The following is a 16,462-nucleotide window of genomic DNA, read 5'->3' as shown; positions in this document are numbered from 1 at the left end:
CGAAACGCGGAAGAGATTAAACCCGCTCGCAACCAAGGAACCTCAAGCGAGGAAAACGCGTTCTGCGAGGTGTTGGGGGCAAACCAAGAAAGGAATGCTCATGCGTATCTTTACGGCATCCGTCATCATTGCAGCGCTCTCCCTCGGAGCGCCTGCTTGGGTGCAAGCGCAAGGAGCGCAACCAAAGGCGCCGCCACAGGCTGAGTCTGACCAGTCCACCGTCATCCGGAGCATACAGGTCATCAACATCAAGGACCTCAAGCCCGAGGTGCGGTCAAAGGTCGAGGATGCCGTCGCAACGACAAGTGAAGACGACCTGCAAAAGCTTCGGGATTCCATCGACACGACACCGGAGGCGGTATCCGCGCTTAAGGCCAAGGGCCTGAGTTCGTCACACGTTGTGGCTATCACCGTCGCCAACGGCGTCCTGATGATCTTCGCCAGGACAGCTTGAGGAAATTAGGACTCAACAAGAACAGCCTGCCGGTTCACGCCGGCGGGCTGTTAAACCGAATCATAGTTCGTTTTGGAACACGATCGCATCGCGTTGGACATTGCGCCACATCGCGCGCCGCAGCGTACTCCAGAGGTGGATCCCCGTTAATGGGCCTTAGCCGACGTGGCCATCTTGGCCGCCCATGTCGGCCTTCGGGGGAGTGTTGATCAAGTGCGGATGGGTCGGCGAAGTCGCCTTTTGGACCCGAAGCGGATCTCAACTCCTGCCTAGATAGGCAACGGCTTCTATCTCCACCAACACTTCCGGCCCCGCAAGGGATCGCACTTCAACAAGCGTGGAAGCGGGAAAATCGCCCGTGAAGAACCCGCGGCGTGCTCGCCAGACCTCGGTGTTGTTCTTGATGTCGACGACGTAGATCGTCATCTTCACCAAATTGTCCATCGTTCCACCTACCGCCTTGATGATGCGGTCAATGCGTGAAAATATTTGCTTGCTCTGTTCGTACTCATCCTTGCCGACCATCTCGGTGCCGCCATCGAACGGACGTGCCACCTGGCCGGAGATGAACAGCATGTCGCCTGCCCGTATGGCGTTTGACCACAGAGCAGGGCCGGCCTCGGCTACATCAGGGACCGATAGCTTTGTCCTGGGCATGGCATTCTCCTGTCAGTTGTCTCAATGTGTTCCTGCTGGCTTATCACAAATCCTGAAACGGCGAGCCCTATGCTGGCCATGTCGGCTCATGGGCCATCGCGTCATTCCGCTGCGATGCGGAATTTGGTCGTTATCGGCGCATAGCAGACATGGATCATGCCGAACAAATCGCTGCGCAAGCGGTTGACGCCGCCGATCCGCCGGACAAACCCTACACGAAACGGATCGCGCGCGAGGGCATCTGGGTTGAGCCAGAGTTGCTGGTCGGAGGCGGCCTTACTCTGGCCTGTCCGTCATTACCTTTTCAATCTCGCCAGCGAGTTGTCGAAAATGGGCGGCGAGGCGCTCGTAAAGCTCGCGCTTCCGCCGATCCTTCGAGCTTCTCGCGATCTGTTCGGCAAAGTCAGCTTCGGCGCGCAGCTTCTTTTGCACATCACTCCCGAAAAGGCGGCAACGTTGGAACCAAAGTTCCTAAAGTGGATTTGAGAAGGCAGGCCAGGAGGTCACCATGGACCGAGTGACGCGTTGTTTGCACTGCGGGAAGCGGATGGTGCCGATGCCTCATTTGAGCGGACGCACGGAGTTGAAGTGCCTGTTCTGCGATAAGCTAGACCCTTTGGAGGTGACGACGGCGAACAAATGGGCTGATGATAGTCCAGTCTCCACTCCTATTTCCGAGAGAGCCCCTTAAACGAACTAGCCCTCAGCAAGCCTTCCGACGTGGTGTCTCTGTATTCAACGTCGGCGAAGAACTGAGGCTCGACCCATGTCGCCTTCGGCTTCCTGATGGGTCTGGTTAGCTTTGACTTCGGGCTAACCACCGTGTCGAGCTGCTTTCTGAGCTGACTGGAGACAGTGCGAGACCAGCCGGTCCCAACCTTGCCCATGTAGACGAGGTCTCTGCCTTCCTGCTTGCCTAGATACAGCGCCGCGAGGCCGCTTGGGTCTTTGACAAAACCGACGACGGGGAACTTGCCCTTCTGTATGGCTTTGATCTTCAGCCAGTTCTCAGTTCGCTCCGACCGATACGGGTCGTTCGCCCGCTTAGAAATGATGCCTTCCCAATTCAGCTTCACAGCATGCTCGAACATCCTCTGACCGTCGCCGATGAGATGTTCAGAAAACAGCACCGGAAGTTCGACGTCGTTTTCGCCGAGCAAGTCTAGAAGAAGTTGCTTGCGTTCGATCTGCGGCAGCTTGCGAAGGTCGCCATTGCGCCAGAGAAGATCGAAGGCGTAGAAGACTAGTCGATCCTGTCTGCCCGCGGCAAGTTCGGCTTGAAGTTCGGAAAAGTTGGTCCGGCCATCATGAACTACGACTACTTCTCCATCGATGCCGGCAGACGGCTTCGCTCCGGCCCTTATCAGCGCAATCATGGGCCATGCAGGAGCGGCCCCAACGTCAGCGTCCTCTTCGTCCAAAGCTCGGACGAAGTTGCCGGGCGGTCCTCGCAGGGGCCTCGGCCTCAGTCAAATCGGACGCCAAATGGCCGCGCTGCTTAGCTTTATATTTCTGGATCTGAAATGCGGGTCAGCATCTTCACGTGCGGTCCCGCCCGTTTGAAGATCGGCTCCCAAAACGCATAGGCCGTCTCGGCGAAGCTCGCGCTTATGGTGAACTTCATGAGCGCCCCCCGATATGCGGCCTGTCGCCGGCAGCCCTGCCCCTCGACAAGGTGCCAGATGAATTGAGCGACCTGGCGCGCGTAGGTGCTCGGACGACCTCTGTGGTTGGGTACGATCTCAAGCCGCATGGTCCCGGTGTCGCGCGTCTCCGGTTCGGTGATATTGGCAAGCCAGATGAAGATTGATGGATCAATGCTCGCGGCATAGCCGTCGCGCTTGAGCTGCTGATTGATCATAGAGAACGCGCTGGCGGCTTCTCTGAAGCATTCGCTCAGGATGAAGTTCGCCTGATTCTCCAGCTTGCCGCTCCGAAGATCGTCCAGCAATCTGATCGCCTCGTCAGTGAGCCGCCGCATGTATCGCAGTTGCAGCTGCCCCGCGCCGTCGGCTGGTTCCTTCTGCACAATCAACTCGGCCGCATCCGCGCGGAACTCCGTTGCGGCTTCTTTGACGGTCAAAAAATTGCTTTCAAGATTGGAACCGCCGATGTCTTTCGACGCCGCTTCGCCTCCCACCCGTGTCTCTACTGGGTCCTTTGCATGATCCAACGCAGCATTCAGGCTGGCTTTGATGTTTTCAAAAGCTCTGTTTTGATAGTCCTTGGCAATCTTCACCATCATCTCGGTGGTAGTGTCGGAATCTAGGAGTTCGTCCCTGCGCGGCGCCGCCGCATTCCGAGATTCAAGCACCGCAACGGGACTTGGAGCCGTCGCTTGCCTTGCAAGGATTGTTTGATCAGACGTCTTCTCGCCTGTGTGCTCCGATCGCGGATTGGAAGCAGCAATCCCGCTGGACAACACAAACAGGCCATCGTCAACGGCTCGGCTCGCCGCCGCGGTAAGCTCCACCAGCGAGCGTCGCGCACAGCGTGTATGGCTAGCACGCCGCCTTTTTTGCGTGTGGCTCATGATCTAACGACCCCTCGACAAGCTTTTTCAAGACCCAGCGCCACAGCTCACGAACTTCCTCCGAGGCTCTTCCCTCTTGTGCAAACTCGGTCACGCCTAATCCTGCCCCAAGCGCGTCCTGGTGGTCATTGCGCTGTCCGGCATAGGGAAGCGCAAGCACCCCGAGCGAATTGAGCGACGTTGCAGCTTCACTCAAGCGGCAGCCCCGCGGTGGCGTCTGATTGAGGACGAAAGCAAATCGGCGGTTGAGCCTACGAATAGCAATCAGCGTCGGTATCGCAGCTTCGATGTCGGCCGGACTCGGACGCACCGGGATCAGGCAAAGATCGGCCCTCGCGATGGCGCGCATGGCCAGTGCATTGTTCGTGGCGGCGGTATCGATGACCGTAAGCCAGATTCCCTCAGCTTCAAGGCTGACGAGCGCCCCTTCTATTTCGGCGGGATCGGAGACCCGAACGACCCGCGGATAGGGATGGCCGCGCCGCTCTTTCCATTTTGAAATCGTGCCTTGTGGATCCGCCTCGACAATTGCGACGCGCTCCCCGTTCCCCATCGCTGCGACTGCAAGTCCGACAGCCAGCGTGCTCTTGCCGCTTCCGCCTTTTTGGGTGACCAGAGCAAGGACATACATTTCCTGCGCTTCCCGGATGACAACGACATGAAACGCACGAGTCGTCAAAAAAATTGGGCCTACCAATCGGTGACCTACCACTCCCCATCGTGAATCGCATCAAGAGCGAGCGTGGAACTCACAACCAAATCAAGGCCCAGCCACTAACGATATACCGCGCTATACGTTGCCCAACGCCGGCCGGTCCATACATTGGGCCACTCGCGGATATCCCACGGGCAAGCCCGAGCGTTTAAAGATGGCGCAAGCTCCGCTCGAGGTTGAGGGGACCTCCGGATGGAGATCGGAGAACTCTTCGCGGAAAAGGGCGAGCCTCCTCGATATGATCGATCGGCGTCGGATAACAAGGGATCGCGGATCTCCCAGCGGCTCGTCCCTCGTCCGGGTGATGTCTCTTCTGGGTCATTCGCGACCGGGTCGGGCCACGAGCAAGCTCGGTCATGTCCGCTATGCGGCCGAAAGCGGAAGTTCGGGGCGTTCGGCCGCAAACTTCAGACTGTGGTTGCCTTGTCTTCCTCATCCACGCCTCGTGCGACGATCCTGATCGCATCGTCGGGCAATGGCCGTTGCAGCGCCTTGGCCTCATTCCGTGGCGCGCATCCTTTGGCGCGGGAAAGTCTGCCGTCTCCTAACATTTTGGTGTAGGCTTCAGTGGGACAGAGGGAGGCGCGGCGATGCTTAAAGAGAATTACGCTGCCAAGCAGCAACGGATCGGCGAGCGCCTGACGCGTGCGATGGCCAAGGCCCACATGGATCGCCGCGAGCTTGCCCAACTGACGGGCTACAGTGAAGCACAGATCGTGAGCTGGGAGCGCGGGCGCGCGCGGCTGCACCCGATCGAGCTGGTAAAGCTGTGTCATGCGCTAGACGTGATGCCGGAGTGGCTGCTGTGCTGGGAGCGCCGTCTCCATTGATCAGCAGCGCCAGTGTTTTCCACCGTAATCCGTCATGCTACAGCCCGATCTTCCTTATCCTCACCGCGCATAACAATCTTGAGCACATCATCCGGCAACGGCCGCTGCAGCGCCTTAGCCTCATCCCACGGCGCGCGCATCCAAACGTCGCGCTCCTCGTCTGTCTGCAGGATGACCGGCATAGCCTTCGAGTGGATCGGCTCGACGATCGCGTTCGGCGACGTGGTGAGAAAGCCATAGACCAGATGCGGCCCCGGGATTGGCTTCGACTTGGTACCGCGATCGCCCTTGAACTCGGTCCAGATACCCGCGAAGCAGGTCAGCGGCCGATCGTCATTGACGGCGAACCAGACGACATCCATTTTTTTGGTCTCGGGATTCGGCTCCGGCGTATTCAGCGAAGCTGTTGAATGGCACTAGGCATCGATTTTCCGGCTCCAGCCAACCGCGCCAATGTGGCGAAGAGGTGTTACGGATATTGGTGACCGGCGGCCCACCAGTACGTGGCGGTGGCGGCATGCCCCAGCGCATCATGACTAACTCGCGCTCGGCGCCCGGATTGCGAACGACCGGCGCGGGATAATCAGGAAACACGCCCGGCATGGGCGGCAGGTTGCCGACATAGCGGTTCATCACGCGGAAGAGCGCGCGGATGGCTTCTTGGTTTGTCGTGATGGAATAGAGGTTACACACAGCCCGTACCTATAGCGTCTCCAGCCCATTCGTTGCCCCAAAGACTAGTAAAGTTGCTCCTCTCGGCCAAGCCGCTGTAATGGCCAGCCATGAGCACTAAGAAGCGAGAAGTTATCTGGGGCGGGCGGATCATGGGCGCAGATATGCGCGCCAGAACGGCCCGCCAGAACGCTAAGAACGCCGCCCGTGCAGCGGATCGCGCCGAGGCAGAAGCGTGGTCGGTACGTATGGAAGGCTATGGTGGCCCGGCCCAGCCGTCTCCAACGATAGGCGAGTGCCTGAACGGCGGTTACGGCTGGCTGGAGATCGAATGCTGCCGATGCAAGACAAGGGCGAGCTTGCCACTAGATGCTATTCGAAGGCCGCGTGAGACACCTATTTGGAAGCTAGAACCGTCCTTCCGGTGCCGGTCGTGCGGCACGCGCCGCTACAAGCCGCCGGTTCGCATGATCAAGTTGACCGAGCAGCGAGAGATTACACCGTACAAGTGGGTGCATCCTGATGAGGAGCGGTGAGGCCGCATTGCAAGGTGAAGCGGACTTCGGCTTCGGTGTTTTGGATGCCCGCTTATGGCACCTTTGAGACATGACGACCGGCCATTACGACATCCGCTTCCAGGGGAAGAGCGGAAGTAGCCGGCCGAGAGCCAAAATGACGCGATTGACCGATGCTGTCGAAAAAGGGCTTGAGGAGCCGAGCGAACAATGATTCCTGCTGAGGAGGCGGCAGGAGAGTCGGCGATGATGGGGCGGCAGGACCGGGATCAGCGGCAGCTCTTTTATGAGTTTTGCCTCGACGAGATGATCCCGAGGGACCACCTGTTGCGACGGATCAATGTGTTTGCGACCGCCGTTCTGACCGATTTGCACCAACAGCTAAAGGCGTTTTACAGCGACATCGGCCGGCCCTCGGTTGATCCCGAGCTGATGATCCGAATGCTCCTGGTCGGTTACTGCTATGGCATTCGTCATGAGCGCCGGCTGTGCCAGGAAGTCGCGCTGCACCTTGCTTACCGCTGGTTCTGCAAGCTCGATCTCGACGACAAGGTTCCGCACCATTCGACGTTCTCGGTGAACCGGCTCGGCCGCTTCCGTGAGAGCGAGATCCTGCGTCATATCTTCGAGCGCGTGGTTGCGGCGTGCATGGTGGCGGGCCTTGTCAAGGGCGAGGGGTTCGCCGTGGATGCGAGCGTAATGGAGGCCAATGCTAGTCGCTATCACGGCAAAGCGCCGGACGAGCTGGACTGGACCGATGCGCAACGTCAGAAGCGTGCCGTGGCCGAGTATCTAGCTGGACTTGAGGCGGAGGCCCAGGACCAGGAAGATAAGGATAACCGTAGTGGCGGTTCTGACGGGACGCCGACCGCAAAACCCGATCGCAAGCCGCCGAAGGTGATCTCGCCTTCCGATCCGTCCTCGGCCTGGACGGCCAAGGCTAACAAGCGCGTGCAGTTCGGGTATGGGCTCAACTATCTTATTGACGTCGAGCACGCAGTCATTGTCGACGTCGAACCAACGCCCGCGCGCACCTATGACGAGGTCGAGTCCACAAAGACAATGCTCGATCGAACCGAGCGTCGCTTTAGTTTGAAGCCGAAGCGCCTTGCTGCTGACACTGCTTATGGAACGGGCCGCTTTCTCGGCTGGCTGGTTGGCCGTGGGATTGCTCCACATATTCCAGTTCGCGACGCAAGCGAGCGCGATGACGGCACCTTTTCACGCATCGACTTCCGTTGGGACAAACGGCGCGGCATCTACATTTGTCCAAACGACAAAGTGCTGCACACCACCGGCACCGTGCACGACGGCAGCATGGTCCGCTACCGTGCCTCCAAACTCGACTGCGATGCGTGTGCGCTGAAGATGCGATGCTGTCCGAATATGGCTGCCCGACAGGTACCTCGTGACATTAATGAAGATGCCCGCGATCTGGCGCGACGGCTGATGGGGACCAAGCGCTTCCTCAAATCGCGGGATGAACGCAAGCGCGTTGAGATGCGCTTTGCTCATCTCAAGACCCACCACGGGTTCGAACGCATGCGGCTCAGAGGTCTCTCCGGCGCCCGCGACGAGTTTCACCTCGCCGCCATCGTGCAGAACCTCAAGACGATGGCGCTCCATCTACTCGGCCCGCCAACAGGTCAGGTGCGCGCGTCGATTGCGTAAGTGGAATGGCAATCCGGGCGAGGTGTTCGCCGACCAGGCCGTGACGCCAGCCGGAAAGACGCCAAAACCCCTTTTCCCAATAGCAAGCCAATCGCCACGGGGCCTTTTTTTCGACAGCATCGACCCAAAGCGGACATTGAGTTTCGCAGCGAACGTCATAAACTTCGTCCAAAATTGCAACGCCTTGAAACCTTGGAGGTAGATGCAATGACCCTCGACCAGTACGTGCGCGACCTGCGGGACATTACTACTCAGCATTCTGATCCAGTCGAAATCACGGACCTAGTCGCACCGCTCGCCAAGAACTTTGCACAATCGCCGGAATTGCGCCGCCCCGAATATCGTGAATGCGATGCCGAGCAAGGCTTCGGCGTTCACATGCTCCATGAAGAGCCCAATCACGATCTAGCCGTTTTCTTGGTATCGTGGCTGCCTAACCGCGGCACTACCCCGCACAACCATAAAACTTGGGCTGTGGTGGTCGGTATCGAAGGCCAAGAACAAGAGATCAACTACGACCGGCTCGATGACGGTGGTAAGCCCGGCTATGCCGACCTGAAGCGCGGCGGTGAACAAGTGATGACCGTTGGTGACACTGCCCGCTGTTATCCTGAACACATACACAGCGTCCGGAACGTTGGAAATGACATTTCGATGTCGCTGCACACTTACGGCCGGCACATCAACTATACGGGCCGCTCCGAGTTTGATGTAGAGCACAAACTTGAGAAGCCCTACGTGATTAGGGTCGCCGACGACGAGTACGCGCGAGCGCAGGTCCTCACCAAACGAATCAAGATCGAATAAGTTAGAGTTCCGCTTCTGGCACCTTTGAGACATGCGCGCCTATTCTGAGAATGTCCGTTCACCGAGGAGACGGAAGTCGCCATGGTCCGGCCAAACCGACGCGAATGACCCTGGCTGTGTGAAAACGCTGTGCCATTGTTATGATTCTCTCGTGATTCTGCGGGGGAATTGATGAGGCGCTTCGTTGAAGAGGCGGATCGTGGGCAATGGACGCTATTGCCCGAATGCTGGGTCGGCTCGCTCCCGATCACAAGACGATTGCCGACTTCCGCGAAGACAATGGCCTGGCGCTACGCAAGGTATGCGCGCGCGTCGAACTCTGCCGCGAGACGGGTCTTCTTGCGACGGCGAGCGTGGCCATCGATGACAGCAGGTTCAAGGCCGTGAACAACCGGGACAGGAACTTCACACGGGCGAAGGTGGAGCGGCGGCGCGCGCAACTCGAGGAGAGCGTCGCTCGCTATCTGAGCCAGCTCGATACGGTCTAGCGCGGTTTCCGGGTCAAGCCACGGGCAATGCCCAGACCTGGGCATTGGCGATGGCCGGCCCATTGCGCCGTCACGGCGGCACGTCATGGGCGACTCGCCGCTCGTATCACCTTTGACGTGGCGACGGGACGGAACTGCCCCGGCAAGGATCACTCGGCCGAGTTCACGCGGATTTCGGATTGGACGAGCCTGCAACCCTTAGCTTCGGCGCAGCGGTCCATCGGAACAACGAGCATCTCCCTCAACCTGCGTTGCTTCTCTCGTTGGGAAAAAGCGGGCGCTAACTGGTCGGCTCTTCTCCGAATCTCACTTTCCAAAGCGGCTCGCTGGTCAGGAGTAAGAGCCTTCCCAGCCGTCATTAAAAGGAAACCAACTAGGTCATGCCGCCGCAAGTCCAAATCCAGAATGATGAGCCCGAAAGGGCCATCAGGGATGCTCACCCGCTTGAAAATGCAATCATAGCTGTTCTGGCAAAGCGAATATTGCTTCAAGTTCACATACCGCATGCTGCATTCCGGAGGCGTTTCCAAACGAACGACGCAGACCGCCAGATCCGGCGCATTTTTGTGGGGGATGGGAATGGCCGCCGGACCGCGCCCCCCGCCAAGGCCTGAAATGCCGTCCCAGGGTTCTCCGTTGGCCTTCGTGTGGTCGGCCGCCACGGTGATGCTGATGGGTTTCCCTTCCCCGGCTAGGCAGTAGGCGGGGAACACCAAAATAAACAAAATGGCCCACAAGAACCGTCGCCTTATGCGCGAATGCCATCTAGCGACTCGGTAAGAGCGCCTGAACAAGCACAACTGATGTATTTGCATATGGCGCATCCGACAGGTTTTTCCTGACGCGGGCTCGCGATTCATTGATGATCCTTTTGCGAGATCAACATATTCTCGCGTACGGATGCGTCAACGCCTGAGCGACAAGCTCTATGGCAGAGCGCCTAAGAGAGGTATCCATATTCCGTTTCTCCGCGAGCGCCGCCCGCGCCTACACAGAAGTAGCCGTCGAAGCACGAATCAAAGAAGTGCACGATTTGCTGGTCGAAAAGGGGCCGCCTCAGTTGGCGGCCTCTTTCATTTCAAATGTCACCTGTTGGCGTGCGCCGTGAGAAGGCGGCGCTTTCCAGTGGGTGCAAGTCCCACCCGGCGAAACGCTCCAGCCGGAAGCAACCGGAGCAGCTATGGAGGTGACGAAGTGGCTGAAGCCTTCGGATAGCTGTCACGATATACGGTGACAGCGCGAGTGTGCAGGCCGTAACGCGAGTGAACGCTGAGCAAGCCTCGAAAAGGACGATGCACAGGCCGACCTGACGGCCATATCAGGGAAGGCTGACACGACTGGGGCGACGTGAGCGAAGCAATACCTCCAGTCGCTGTGCCGGGGTAGTGGCGACGGCATGTACACAAGGAAAGCGTACGCAACACGGGAGGCCCCAAGGCGTGGTCAGGGATGATCAACCGGACGCCCGCGAGGGACAGGCCGGGCGCCCTGGGGTGGCGGAGAGGTTTGTAGTACCGCTGAAGCCGGGTAACGCCGGCGGAGGGAAGGGACCTCAGTTCAAGACGAACGCAAGACGTAGTGAGGGACCTGGGGATTGGGCAACCTAACAACTCCGAAGAGTGTTCAGAAACTGCAGACGGCGTTACACGCGAAAGCGAAGGCAGAAGCCGGCTACCGCTTTTACGCTCTGTACGACAAGATCAGCCGGGAAGACATCTTGGCCCATGCCTATGCTCAATGCCGCTCCAACAAGGGCGCACCGGGTGTAGATGGGCAGGACTTCGCGGACCTCGAGGCGTACGGGGTGCAGCGGTGGCTTGGCGAACTGGCGCTTGCGCTCAGGCAGGAGACGTATCGACCGGACCCTATCAGGAGAGTGTACATACCGAAGGCCAATGGCAAACTCAGGCCATTGGGCATCTCGACCGTGCGTGATCGGGTCTGCATGACAGCAGCGATGCTGGTGCTTCAGCCGATCTTTGAAGCCGATCTTCCACCAGAGCAATATGCCTACCGCACCGGGCGAAACGCCCAGCAGGCGGTGGTCGAGGTGGAAGCGCAGCTGTTCCGCGGCCACCCGGAAGTCGTTGACGCCGACCTCGCGGACTACTTCGGGAGCATTCCACATGCCGAGCTATTGAAATCGGTAGCGCGCCGGATCGTAGATCGGCGCGTGCTGCATCTGATCAGGATGTGGCTGGAGTGTCCCGTGGAAGAAACCGACGATCGAGGAAGGAAGAAACGGACGACCGAGGCACGGGACAAGCGGCGAGGCATCCCGCAAGGCTCACCCATCTCACCACTGCTGGCAAACCTGTATATGCGCCGGTTTGTGCTGGGATGGAAGATGCTCGGGCTGGAGCGAAGCCTCGGCTCTCGCATCGTGACCTATGCCGACGATCTCGTAATCCTGTGCAGGCGGGGCAAAGCTGAAGAGGCCTTGCGACAACTGCGCATGATCATGGGAAGGCTGAAGCTGATGGTCAACGAGGAGAAGACACGAATCTGCAAGGTACCGGAAGGAGAGTTCGACTTCCTGGGTTACACGTTCGGGCGGATGTACTCAGCGAAAACCGGCCAGGCGCGCCTGGGATACCGGCCATCGCGCAAGAGCATCAAACGCGTGATCGAAAGCATTCACGCGCTCACCGCCCGATCAGGAACTTGGCAAGAGACCACGGAGCTCGTAGGCCAGTTGAACCGCACGCTGCGCGGATGGGCGAACTACTTCAATGTAGGCACCGTCACCAAAGCGTATCGGGCGCTCGACAACTACGCGGCTGCGCGGTTGCGCCGGTGGTTGCGCTTCAAGCACAAGGTCAGGCGACGCAGGGGCGGGACCTATCCACTCTCGCACCTATACGGGTACTTCGGGCTCGTACGCCTAACCGCGCTTGGGCGCGACGTGCCGTGGGCGAAGGCTTGAAGTCTTGTCCGAGAGCCGGATGCGGGAAATCTGCCTGTCCGGTTCGATGAGCGGGATGTGGAAACGGAGCCAAGGGTGAACCACTAAGGCACCGCCAGACGAAAGAGGCGGCCAACAGATATGTTCAGCCTACCGCCACCGCGCCACATCTCGACTCTACCCTGAGCCGAGCAACACTTGGGCCGTTGTCACGTCGGCTGTCTGCGGTAGATCGGACATCGATCCGCGCTGGCCTCCCCCGCCGCATATGACCCACGCAAGGGACTGGGCTCGACATGTCCTATCATTCATCGCCGACGTCGATTGAATTGCTGACCGTTTGACCGTTGAGTGTCTGGTTTGTCTGCCGATCGCCCATTTATCGGCGCGCAGTCCTTTGGAGGTTCATGCCTTCCATACAGCGCGTTGTCCATGTGCTCACTTGAACTGCGCACGATGCTCGGTTGGAGCCCGTGCAAGTTGAAGCCTAAGGCTGCCAGGAGCGGACAAACTGAATGATGTGAAACGGCGCACATTTGGTGCGAGCGGATTGGACTAAGATTATTGCTGGAAGTCGTGGTGCGATTGTCCCTGTTTTCTAGGGAGCTTGCCATGAACAAACTGTCCTTGATCGCGCAGGTCGCAGCTGCGTTCGAAATGGCAAATGCAACAGCCAGGAAGCTTCCCAATTGCATTAGCGCGGAATTGCCGGAACCAAGGAGCAATGTCGCGCTCTGAAGGTTCGCTCTTAGAGGAAAACCGATGAGAGCTCATGTAGATCAGCAATTGGATCGGGTGCGACATGGATTGCCCGAGCTGCGGCAGAGTCAACCCAGAGAGTAAGAAAGTCTGCGGCGACTGCGGCGCGCCGCTATTCGTGCGCTGCCCTGCGTGCGGAGCCGACAACCCGTCGGGTAAAAGGTTCTGCGGCGACTGCGGCGCAGCGCTTACGCCGACGGAAGCCGCGCGAGTATCGGCAGCGGCTCGACCGTCGACGTCCACCGTGGTGCGGGTCACGGAGCCCTCGACCTTGTCATCCGCGCCAAGTTCTTCCGCCGAGCGCCGCCAACTCACAGTGATGTTCTGCGACCTCGTCGGCTCGACGGCGCTTGCGATCATGCTCGACCCGGAAGATCTACGGGAGGTCATCGCCGAGTACCGCGATGGTGTGGCGGCCATCGTCCGCAAGTACGGGGGCACGATCAGCCGCTACATCGGCGATGGCATGCTGATCCTGTTCGGTCATCCTTCAGCGCGTGAGGATGATCCCGAGAGCGCGGTGCGCGCCGCGCTTGAGATCGCCGCGGCCCGGCACGCGCCGAGCGCCCCACCGGATCTCGAGCTGCGGGTGCGTCTCGGGCTCGCGACTGGTCTGGTTATCGTGGGGGACCTCATCGGCAGTGAGGCCGCCGAGCCGCAGGCGGTGCTCGGCGAAACGCCGAACCTGGCCGCCCGACTGCAAGCGCTCGCCGAGCCCGACGGGGTGGTAATCGCCGAGGACACGCGGCGGCTCATCGGCGGGCTCTTTGATTACGAGGATCTCGGCGCGGTGATGCTGAAGGGCTTCGCCGCCCCGGTGCGCGCCTGGCGGGTGCTGCGTGAGGGAACGGCGGAAAGCCGCTTCGAGGCGTTCCACGCGGCAGAGCTCACGCCGTTGGTTGGGCGCGAGGAGGAGCTTGAGCTGCTGGTGCAGCATTGGCAGCGTGCCAGGACGGGCACTGGCCAGGTAGTGTTGCTGGCGGGGGAGCCGGGGATTGGCAAATCGCGCCTCGTCGCGGCTCTCCAGGAGCGCATCGGGGACGAGCCGCACACTCGCTTGCGGTATTTCTGCGCGCCGCATCATCAGGATAGCGCGCTGTATCCCTTCATTGCTCAGCTGCAGCGAACCGTCGATTTCGAGCGCGAGGACACGCCGGAGCATAGGTTCAGCAAGCTGCAGGCGGTGCTATCCCCGGCACTGCCGCCCGACGAGGACATAGCAATCCTTGCCGAGCTGCTATCGATCCCGACCAGCGAGCGATATCTGCCGATTGCCCTTACGCCCCAGCGAAAGAAAGAGAAGACTTTCGATGCCTTGTTTCGGCAGCTTCAAGGTTTGGCCCGGCTACACCCAATCATGATGGTCTTCGAGGACGCACAATGGATCGATCCAAGCTCGCGCGAGTTGCTGGACCGGACCATCGATCGAGTGGCGACCCTGCCGGTGCTGTCGCTGATCACGTTCCGTCCCGAGTTTCAGCCCGTATGGACCGGAAAGCCACATGTCAGCACGATGGTTCTGAACCGCCTTGATCATGAGGCGGGCGCCGCTTTGATACGGAGCATGACTGGCGACCGGGGACTGCCGCCCGAGCTCGTCATTGAGATCGCCGAGCGAACGGACGGTGTGCCGCTGTTCGTCGAGGAAATGACCAAGGCTGTGCTCGAAGCGGATGCTGCGGGGGCCGAGCGCGCTGTCTCCACTGCGCCACTCCCGGGGCTCGCGGTGCCGCCCACGTTGCACGCTTCGCTGATGGCGAGGCTCGACCGTCTTGGCCCGGTCGCGAAGGAGGTCGCGCAACTCGGCGCGGCCATCGGCCGAGAGTTCTCCTACGATCTGCTCTTCGCCGCCTCGCGCCGAAGCGAGAGCGAGCTGCGATCAGCGCTAGAGCGGCTGACGCGTGCCGGGTTGGTGTTTCGGCGCGGCGAACCACCCGAGGCCAATTTCCTCTTTAAACACGCATTGGTGCAGGATGCGGCATATGGCACGCTACTACGCGGCCAGCGTCGTGAATTGCATGCCCGTATCGCTGGCGCACTGGAGGAGAAGTTCGCGACGAGCGCCGAAGCGCAACCCGAGATCCTCGCGCGCCATTTTGGAAATGCCGGTCTGATCGAGAAGGCGGTTTCCTATTGGCAGGAGGCCGGCGAACGTTCCAAAGCGCGCTCAGCCACGGCAGAAGCGATCAGACAAATGCGAAAGGCGCTCGATCTGTTGTCCCATTTACCGGACACCGCCGAGAGCCAGCGCACCGAACTCCAGCTTCAGCTCGCAATCGGCGGCGCGCTGATCGCCGCGAAGGGCCATGCGGCCGAAGAGACCGGAAAGGCCTACGCGCGGGCGCGTCGTCTCTGCGAGCTGTTGAGCGACACGCCGAATCTGCTCAAAGCATTGTGGGGCGAGTTCGTCCATCACCATGTGCGCGCCGAGACGCAATTATCGCACCGTGCCGCCGAAGAACTGCTCGAGTTGGCCGGACGACAAAACGACAGGGCCGCCTTAGTCGCCGGTCATCGGGCGGTCGGCGATAGCTGGCTGCATCGCGGACAGTTGCGTTTGGCGCGCGCACATCTCGAGCAGGGGCTCGCACTTTACGACCCCACGCAGCATCGATCTCTGACGCTTCTGTTCGCCGAGAATGCCCGCGTGGCGACGCTCTCCTTCCTATCGCTGACGCTTGGGCTTCTAGGTTTCTTCGATCAGGCCCGGGCGCAGAGCAGGGAAGCCCTGGCAGAGGCGCGCGAGCTATCGCACCCCATCAGCCTTGCGTTCGCGTTAAGCGTCGCCTGCCGGCTGCATTTCGTGCTCGACGATCCACGGACTGTGCGCCTGCTCGCGGATGAGCTCATCGCGCTTACTACCGAGCAGGGCTTTGCCTTCTTTCTCGCGATGGGAACCGCGTATCGCGGCTGGACCATGGTCGAGGCCGGGGAATCAGACGCCGGGACCGATCTGCTGCGGCTCGGGATCGAGAGATTCCAAGCATCCGGCGCGGCGTGGACTCTTCCGTTCTACCTCGCGCAGCTTGCCACGGCGCACGTGAAGATGGGAGCGCCCGAAGACGGGCTCGGCCGACTAATTGAGGCTTTGTCTCTGACCGAGAAATCGGGCGTGCGATGGTTCGAGGCAGAACTGCGACGCCGTCGAGGCCAACTGCTGCGGACCACCCGCCAAAACGCCGAGGCCGAGGCGGAGGCCGACTTTCGCCATGCCATCGCGATCGCGCGGCAGCAGGAGGCGAAGCTCTGGGAACTCCGCTCCGCCATAAGCCTCGCCCGGCTCTGGTGCGACCTAGACAAGCGCGATGAAGCGCGTGCTCTCCTCGCGCAGGTCTACGGTTGGTTCACCGAGGGCTTCGATACACCCGACTTGAAGAAAGCGGAGGCCTTACTCGACAAATTAGACGCATAGAAGTCCGTGTAATCGTCATTGCCAGACCTGAATTCTGACTGCCT

13 protein-coding genes and 3 pseudogenes are annotated in these 16,462 nt (G+C 60.0%); 10 read left to right on the top strand and 6 right to left on the bottom strand.

Annotated elements, in window-relative coordinates; all coding sequences use genetic code 11:
- The first annotated feature begins 100 nt into the window (after window positions 1-100).
- A complete protein-coding gene (locus V1278_RS00560; RefSeq protein WP_334379319.1) occupies window positions 101-454 on the top strand; it encodes a hypothetical protein in 354 nt (117 codons plus the stop codon).
- A 258-nt stretch (window positions 455-712) separates the two neighbouring features.
- Here the strand turns inward: V1278_RS00560 and V1278_RS00555 are convergent, their stop codons facing one another.
- Window positions 713-1,111, bottom strand: coding sequence for a RidA family protein (locus V1278_RS00555; RefSeq protein WP_334379318.1), 399 nt, complete (start codon window positions 1,109-1,111; stop codon window positions 713-715).
- A 156-nt stretch (window positions 1,112-1,267) separates the two neighbouring features.
- On the opposite strand from V1278_RS00555, the gene V1278_RS00550 reads away from it, so the two are divergent.
- The gene (locus V1278_RS00550; RefSeq protein ID WP_334379317.1) at window positions 1,268-1,597 is read left to right on the top strand and encodes a hypothetical protein; all 330 of its coding nucleotides are present in this window, start codon (window positions 1,268-1,270) and stop codon (window positions 1,595-1,597) included.
- A gap of 182 nt (window positions 1,598-1,779) precedes the next feature.
- Here V1278_RS00550 and V1278_RS00545 read toward each other — a convergent pair whose 3' ends face one another.
- From V1278_RS00545 to V1278_RS00535, 3 genes are all read right to left on the bottom strand, one after another.
- Entirely contained in the window at window positions 1,780-2,487 is a 708-nt protein-coding gene (locus V1278_RS00545) for an ATP dependent DNA ligase (protein WP_334379315.1), read from the bottom strand.
- A gap of 128 nt (window positions 2,488-2,615) precedes the next feature.
- Entirely contained in the window at window positions 2,616-3,644 is a 1,029-nt protein-coding gene (locus V1278_RS00540; protein ID WP_334379314.1) for a hypothetical protein, read from the bottom strand.
- Entirely contained in the window at window positions 3,613-4,275 is a 663-nt protein-coding gene (locus V1278_RS00535) for a ParA family protein (protein ID WP_334379313.1), read from the bottom strand. Before V1278_RS00535 ends, V1278_RS00540 begins: the two co-directional genes overlap by 32 nt.
- A gap of 674 nt (window positions 4,276-4,949) precedes the next feature.
- Here V1278_RS00535 and V1278_RS00530 point away from each other — a divergent pair.
- Window positions 4,950-5,189 carry a helix-turn-helix domain-containing protein gene (locus V1278_RS00530; RefSeq protein ID WP_334379312.1) on the top strand — a complete coding sequence of 80 codons (240 nt, stop codon included), beginning with the start codon at window positions 4,950-4,952 and terminating at the stop codon, window positions 5,187-5,189.
- 32 nt (window positions 5,190-5,221) lie between these two features.
- Here the strand turns inward: V1278_RS00530 and V1278_RS00525 are convergent.
- A pseudogene (locus tag V1278_RS00525) lies at window positions 5,222-5,882 on the bottom strand (SOS response-associated peptidase).
- Window positions 5,883-5,971: 89 nt separating this feature from the next.
- Between V1278_RS00525 and V1278_RS00520 the strand changes: the two are divergent.
- The 4 genes and pseudogenes from V1278_RS00520 to V1278_RS00505 all read left to right on the top strand — a co-directional run.
- Entirely contained in the window at window positions 5,972-6,397 is a 426-nt protein-coding gene (locus V1278_RS00520; protein ID WP_334379311.1) for a hypothetical protein, read from the top strand.
- A gap of 225 nt (window positions 6,398-6,622) precedes the next feature.
- Window positions 6,623-8,047, top strand: coding sequence for an IS1182 family transposase (locus V1278_RS00515; RefSeq protein ID WP_334384066.1), 1,425 nt, complete (start codon window positions 6,623-6,625; stop codon window positions 8,045-8,047).
- A 207-nt stretch (window positions 8,048-8,254) separates the two neighbouring features.
- Window positions 8,255-8,854, top strand: a complete 600-nt coding sequence (locus V1278_RS00510) for a cysteine dioxygenase family protein (RefSeq protein WP_334379310.1) — start codon at window positions 8,255-8,257, stop codon at window positions 8,852-8,854.
- Window positions 8,855-9,078: 224 nt separating this feature from the next.
- Window positions 9,079-9,336, top strand: a pseudogene (locus V1278_RS00505) (IS5/IS1182 family transposase); the annotation flags it as partial.
- 155 nt (window positions 9,337-9,491) lie between these two features.
- Here the strand turns inward: V1278_RS00505 and V1278_RS00500 are convergent.
- The gene (locus V1278_RS00500; RefSeq protein WP_334379309.1) at window positions 9,492-10,079 is read right to left on the bottom strand and encodes a hypothetical protein; all 588 of its coding nucleotides are present in this window, start codon (window positions 10,077-10,079) and stop codon (window positions 9,492-9,494) included.
- Between the two features lie 857 nt (window positions 10,080-10,936).
- Here V1278_RS00500 and ltrA point away from each other — a divergent pair.
- The 3 genes and pseudogenes from ltrA (at window position 10,937) to V1278_RS00485 (ending at window position 16,418) form a co-directional block, all read left to right on the top strand.
- Window positions 10,937-12,268 carry a group II intron reverse transcriptase/maturase gene (ltrA, locus tag V1278_RS00495; protein WP_334379278.1) on the top strand — a complete coding sequence of 444 codons (1,332 nt, stop codon included), beginning with the start codon at window positions 10,937-10,939 and terminating at the stop codon, window positions 12,266-12,268.
- A 781-nt stretch (window positions 12,269-13,049) separates the two neighbouring features.
- Window positions 13,050-13,127: pseudogene (locus V1278_RS36795) on the top strand (zinc-ribbon domain-containing protein); the annotation flags it as partial.
- 150 nt (window positions 13,128-13,277) lie between these two features.
- Window positions 13,278-16,418, top strand: coding sequence for an AAA family ATPase (locus V1278_RS00485; protein ID WP_334379307.1), 3,141 nt, complete (start codon window positions 13,278-13,280; stop codon window positions 16,416-16,418).
- Window positions 16,419-16,462: the final 44 nt, after the last annotated feature.

It is taken from the genome of Bradyrhizobium sp. AZCC 1577 (genome assembly GCF_036924575.1).
GTDB lineage: Bacteria > Pseudomonadota > Alphaproteobacteria > Rhizobiales > Xanthobacteraceae > Bradyrhizobium.
This window is presented reverse-complemented; position numbering and strand designations above follow the sequence as displayed.